The following is a 5,595-nucleotide window of genomic DNA, read 5'->3' as shown; positions in this document are numbered from 1 at the left end:
GCCGGCCAGCGCGCGCTCGGGGTCGAGCGTCAGCGCGCCGGCCACCGCGGCCTGCTCGACGATGGCGGCCGGCACCTGCGTCGCCAGGCGGCGGATGCGGGCCTGCACCTGGCGCAGCGCCTCAACCTGCGTACGCAGCTCGTCGCCGCGCAGCTCCCGCCCGTCGGCGAAGCGCAGCGAGCCGCCGGCGAGCGCCTTCTCCAGCAGGAAGTCCTCCAGCGCGCGGTCGTCCTTCAGGTAGCGTTCCTCGTTGCCGCGCTTGGCGCGGTACAGCGGCGGCTGCGCGATGAAGAGGTGGCCGCGCTCGATCAGCTGGTGCATCTGGCGGAAGAAGAAGGTGAGCAGCAGCGTGCGGATATGGCTGCCGTCCACGTCGGCGTCCGTCATGATGACGATGCGGTGGTAGCGCAGCTTGTCCGCGTCGAAGCCGCCCTTCTCCGCGGGGCCGGGCCCGATGCCCGTGCCCAGCGCGGTGATCAGCGTGCCGACCTCGGCGCTGGACAGCATCTTGTCCATGCGCGCGCGTTCGACGTTGAGGATCTTGCCCTTCAGCGGCAGGATCGCCTGGAAGCGCCGGTCGCGGCCCTGCTTGGCGGAGCCGCCGGCGCTGTCGCCCTCGACGATGAAGAGCTCGGACTTCGCCGGGTCCTTCTCCTGGCAGTCGGCGAGCTTGCCGGGCAGGGTCGAGATGTCGAGCGCGTTCTTGCGGCCCACCTTCTCGCGCGCCAGCTGCGCCGCCTTCCGCGCGGCGGCGGCCAGCACCACCTGCTCCAGGACCTGCTTGGCTTCCTTCGGATGCGTCTCGAACCAGTGGGACAGCGCGTCCGCGACGGCCATCTGCACCACCGGCTGCACCTCGGAACTGACGAGCTTGTCCTTGGTCTGGGAGCTGAACTTGGGGTCCGGCACCTTGACGGACAGCACGGCGGTCAGCCCTTCGCGCATGTCGTCGCCGACGAGCTCGACCTTCTCCTTCTTCGCCAGGTCCTCGGCGTATTTCGCGACCACGCGGGTCAGCGCCTGGCGGAAGCCGGCCTGGTGCGTGCCGCCGTCGCGCTGCGGGATGTTGTTGGTGAAGCACAGCGCCACCTCGTGCGGGCTGTCGTTCCACCACATCGCCAGCTCGACGCGGATGCCGTCCGTCTCCTTGCTGACGACGGAGATCGGCGGCTTGAAGATCGGCTGCTTGCTGCGGTCCAGCCACTCCACGAAGGCGACCAGGCCGCCCTTGAACTGGAAATGCGTCTCCACCGCCGGCACGTGGCGGTCGTCCTTCAGGTCGATCGCCAGGCCGCTGTTCAGGAAGGCCAGCTCGCGCAGGCGGCGCTCCAGCACGGCGAAGTCGTATTCGGTCTTGGTGAAGGTCCTGTCGGACGGCTTGAACGTCACCTCGGTGCCGTTCGCATGGTCCGAGGGGCCGACGATCTTCAGCGGCTGCACCGTCTCGCCGTGCTCGAAGCGGATGAAGTGCTCACGCCCGTCGCGCCAGATGCGGACCTCCATCCACTCCGACAGCGCATTCACCACCGCTGCGCCCACGCCGTGCAGGCCGCCCGAGACCTTGTAGGAGTTCTGGTTGAACTTGCCGCCGGCGTGCAGGCGGGTCAGCACCACCTCGGCCGCGCTCACGCCTTCCTCGGTATGGATGTCCACCGGGATGCCGCGGCCGTCATCCACCACGGTGACGCTGCCGTCGCCGTTCAGGGTGACGGAGACGCGCGTGGCATAGCCGGCCTGCGCCTCGTCCACGGCGTTGTCGATGATCTCGAAGGCCATGTGGTGCAGGCCGGAGCCGTCATCGGTGTCGCCGATGTACATGCCCGGCCGCTTGCGCACGGCCTCCAGCCCGCGCAGCACGGTGATGGACGCGCTGTCATAGGCCTCTGGCACCTCGCCGTTCTGGCCGGTCGGCGGGTTCGGCGGGGTGGCGCGCGCGGCGGCGTCGGACATGCCGGCGTAGGCTCCTTGGGTGATGCGGCTGGACCCGTCGAATATAGGGATTCAGACGGGATTCGGCACGGGGAATTCCGGCAGCGGAACGAGGCCGGAGGGCGTCACGCCGAAGCCTTCCGCCAGCCCTTGCAGGGGCGCGAAGATATCGGCTTCGGTGCCGGTCAGGAAGACCTGCGCCGGCAGGCCCGCCAGCGCGGTGTACAGCGCCTCTCGCCGCGCCTGGTCGAGATGCGCCGCCACCTCGTCCAGCAGCAGCAGCGGCGCGAAGCCACGCGCCGCCCCGATCAGCGTGGCATGGGCCAGGACGACGGATACCAGCAGCGCCTTCTGCTCTCCGGTGGAGCAGAGCTCGGCCGGCAGGTCCTTCGGCAGGTGGATCAGCGCGAGGTCCGCGCGATGCGCCCCCACCGCGGCGCCGCCTGCCGCCGCGTCGCGGGCACGGTTGGCCGCCAGGTCTTCCCGAACCCGGTCCTCGACAGCGACGGCCGGCGTGGCGTCCAGCGCGGCGGCGATGGGGTCCAGCAGGGCAAGCCGGGCTGCCGGGAAGGCCCCGGTGGCCGTCCCGGCCTCCAGCAGCGCGTTCAGCCGGATCACCAGCGCCCGCCGGGCCGCGGCGGCGGCGACGGCGTGCCGCGCCATGGCATCCTCCAGCGCGGCGAGCCACCGGGCGTCCCGCCGGCCTTCGCCCAGCAGGCGGTTGCGGCCCGACATGGCGGTCTCATGGGCGGCGACTTCCCGTGCGTGGCCGGGCTCCAGCGCCCAGACCAGGCGGTCCAGGAAGCGGCGCCGTCCGCTCGCACCCTCTTGGAACAGCCGGTCCATCTGCGGGGTCAGCCAGACGGCCGCGGCGCGGTCGGCCAGCTCTGCGCCGGATTTCAGGGGTTCGCCGTCCAGCCGCCACTTGCGGCGCGCGTCCGGCCCATCCTCGCCCACCGTGCCGGTGGCGATGTCGCAGGCGCCATGCGGGCCTTCGAACCTGCCCCAGGCGGCCCAGGGACGCGCTTCCCCCCCGCTGCGCCGGCCGATCTCGGCGGCGCGCGCACCGCGCAGCCCGCGCCCGGGACCGAGCAGGCTGATGGCTTCGAGCAGGTTGGTCTTGCCCACCCCGTTCTCGCCGGCGATGGCGACGATGCGCGCGGCGAAGCGGCCATCGAAGGCGGCGTAGGACCGGAAGTCGGTCAGCCGCAGGCGCGCCAGGCGCAGCGGCGGGAGCGGTGGCTGGGTCACGCGGAGGGTGCGAGGGCCGCGTGCGGGATCATGGCGGCAAGGTGGGGGAACAGAGCTGGAACGTCAATCATCGGCCGGCCATGGTGCCGGCGGCCAGCGGGATGCAGGCAAGTGCGTCGGAAATGTTCCCGGCGGGATTCGAACCCACGGCCCCCAGATTAGGAATCTGGTGCTCTATCCAGCTGAGCTACGGGAACTCGCCGCAGGAATAGCACAGCCCTCGCGCCGCACGCGAGGGTCAGGGCGAAACCGCGGTCGGGGCTGCGCCGTTCCGGCGGGACCCTCTCGACCAAGGAGCCCCCATGGCCAGCAGCATCCGCGACATCTACATCACCGGCCTGCAGAACGCCCACGCCCTGGAGGCCCAGGCCATCCAGCTCTGCAACCGCCAGGTCGAGCGCCTGGAGAACTACCCGGAGATGCGGGAGCGCCTGCGCGAGCACGCCGAGGAGAGCCGGCGCCAGCAGGAGCGCATCGACCAGATCCTCAACACCCTCGGCTCCTCGCCCTCCACGCTGAAGGACATCGGCACCTCGATCATGGGCAACATGGCCGCGATCGGGCATGCGGTGATGCAGGACGAGGTGCTGAAGAACACCTTCGCCAACTACGCCTTCGAGCATTTCGAGATCGCCAGCTACAAGGCGCTGATGGAGATGGCCCAGGCCGCCGGTGACAGCTCGGCACCGCGCCTGCTCGAGCAGAGCCTGAACGAGGAAGTCCGCATGGCGCAGTGGATCGAGCAGAACCTGAGCCCGACCATCCGCCGCTACACGCAACTGGAGGCGGCGGGCCAGACCTCCGGCGTCTGATCCGGACCTACACCGGCCGCCGCGCGCGCAGCGCGGCGGCCAGCGTGCCTTCGTCCAGCACGTCGAGCGCACCGCCCATCGGGACGCCCTGCGCCAGGCGCGTGACGGCCACGCCGCTCGGCTTCAGCCGGTCGGTCAGGTAGTGCGCGGTAGCGCTGCCATCGACCGTCGCGGGCAGGGCGATGATCACCTCCTCCACGCCGCCATCGGCGATGCGGGCGAGCAACGGCTGGATGGACAGGTCCTCCGGCCCGACGCCGCCGAGCGGCGACAGCACCCCGCCCAGCACGTGGTACAGGCCGCGATGGGCATGCGCGCGCTCCAGCGCCCAGAGGTCGGCGACGCCCTCCACCACGCAGACCAGATGCCGGTCGCGCTGCGGGTCGCGGCAGATGCCGCAGGGGCTCTGCGCATCCAGGTTCCCGCAGGTTTCGCAGGGGCGCACGGCGCGCGCGGCCTCGGTCAGCGCGTCGGCCAGCGGCAGCATCGTCTCCTGCGGGCGCATCAGCATCTTGAGCACGGCGCGGCGCGCGCTGCGCCGACCCATGCCGGGCGTCCGCGCCAGCAGCGCGATCAGGCGTTCGATCGGGTCGTCGGGAAGGTCACGCATCGCTGCAGCTGGATGTGGCCCTGCCAGCCCGGTCGGTCCATCCCCGCTGGCTGCCCCCGGTATCCTGCCGTGGCTTTGCCACGGCAGGCTGAACCGAACGCTCAGGGCAGGGCGCCATGCGGGGCCCCCGCGAAGACGCGAAGCGGCTTCGCGGGGAATATCAGAAGGGCAGCTTCAGGCCGCCGAGCCCGCCCGGGATGTTCAGCCCGGCGGTGGCCTTCTGCATCTCTTCGGCCATGGTCGCCTCGACCTTCTGCTTGGCATCGGCATGGGCGGCGACCAGCAGGTCCTCCAGCACCTCCTTCTCCTCCGCCACGACCAACGAGGGATCGATCGTCACCCGGCGCAGGTCGCCCTTGCCGGAGAGCAGAACCTTCACCATGCCGGCGCCCGCGGCGCCCTCCACCTCCATCGCCTCCAGCTTCGCCTGCATCTCCTGCATGCGCGCCTGCATCTGCTGCGCCTGCTTCAGCATGTTGCCCAGGTTCTTCATCGCGGCTCAGTCCTCCTCGGTGAGATCGTCGTCCGGCCCCGCCGGTTCGGCGTCGGGCGGTGCGAAATCGCGGCCGTCGTCGCCCGCCGCGACCGGCGGCGGCAGCCCATAGGCGTCGAGCGCGCCGTCGCGCACCGCTTCGATGGTGGCGCCGGGGAAGGCCTGCAGCACCGCCTGCACCAGCGGATGGCTCCGCGCCAGGGCGAGCCGGTCATGCTCCGCCGCGCGGCCCTGCTCGGCGAGCGTCGGCTCGCCGCCGGCATTCACCAGGCTGACCGTCCAGCGCGTGCCGGTCACCTGCTGCAGGAGGGCCACGAGTTGCTGGGCGAGATCGCGCGGCGCGTCGGGGCGCGGGCGCAGCTCGATCCGGCCGGGCACGACGCGCACCGGATGCACGCTGTGCACGAGATGCGCGTGCAGCAGTGGCTGCCGGCCGGAAGCGAGCGCCACCACCTCCCGCCAGCTGGTCGGCTGCGCCACGGCAGGCGCTGCCGCCGGCG

General features: G+C 71.5%; 5 protein-coding genes, 1 tRNA gene and 1 pseudogene. 1 reads left to right on the top strand and 6 read right to left on the bottom strand.

Annotated features, from left to right (window positions below):
* From OZN99_RS24060 to OZN99_RS24050, 3 genes are all read right to left on the bottom strand, one after another.
* Positions 1-1,950 (bottom strand): DNA gyrase subunit B (locus tag OZN99_RS24060; protein WP_270937783.1); only part of this gene is annotated, 1,950 nt, incomplete at its 3' end.
* A 51-nt stretch (positions 1,951-2,001) separates the two neighbouring features.
* Positions 2,002-3,180, bottom strand: coding sequence for a DNA replication/repair protein RecF (gene recF / locus OZN99_RS24055; RefSeq protein ID WP_270937782.1), 1,179 nt, complete (start codon positions 3,178-3,180; stop codon positions 2,002-2,004).
* A gap of 123 nt (positions 3,181-3,303) precedes the next feature.
* Positions 3,304-3,377 (bottom strand) — tRNA-Arg (locus tag OZN99_RS24050).
* Positions 3,378-3,482: 105 nt separating this feature from the next.
* Between OZN99_RS24050 and OZN99_RS24045 the strand changes: the two genes are divergently transcribed.
* Positions 3,483-3,992 (top strand): ferritin-like domain-containing protein, encoded by a 510-nt coding sequence (locus OZN99_RS24045; RefSeq protein WP_270937781.1) that lies wholly within the window; start codon positions 3,483-3,485, stop codon positions 3,990-3,992.
* A 7-nt stretch (positions 3,993-3,999) separates the two neighbouring features.
* Here the strand turns inward: OZN99_RS24045 and recR are convergent, their stop codons facing one another.
* From recR to OZN99_RS24030, 3 genes and pseudogenes are all read right to left on the bottom strand, one after another.
* Positions 4,000-4,602 (bottom strand): recombination mediator RecR, encoded by a 603-nt coding sequence (recR, locus tag OZN99_RS24040; RefSeq protein ID WP_270937780.1) that lies wholly within the window; start codon positions 4,600-4,602, stop codon positions 4,000-4,002.
* 160 nt (positions 4,603-4,762) lie between these two features.
* Positions 4,763-5,095 (bottom strand): YbaB/EbfC family nucleoid-associated protein, encoded by a 333-nt coding sequence (locus OZN99_RS24035; RefSeq protein ID WP_270937779.1) that lies wholly within the window; start codon positions 5,093-5,095, stop codon positions 4,763-4,765.
* A gap of 6 nt (positions 5,096-5,101) precedes the next feature.
* A pseudogene (locus OZN99_RS24030) lies at positions 5,102-5,595 on the bottom strand (DNA polymerase III subunit gamma/tau); the annotation flags it as partial.

Source organism: Falsiroseomonas oryzae (genome assembly GCF_027856955.1).
Lineage (GTDB): Bacteria > Pseudomonadota > Alphaproteobacteria > Acetobacterales > Acetobacteraceae > Falsiroseomonas > Falsiroseomonas oryzae.
Note: the sequence above shows the minus strand (reverse complement) of the source record. Positions and strands in the feature narration are given on the sequence as shown.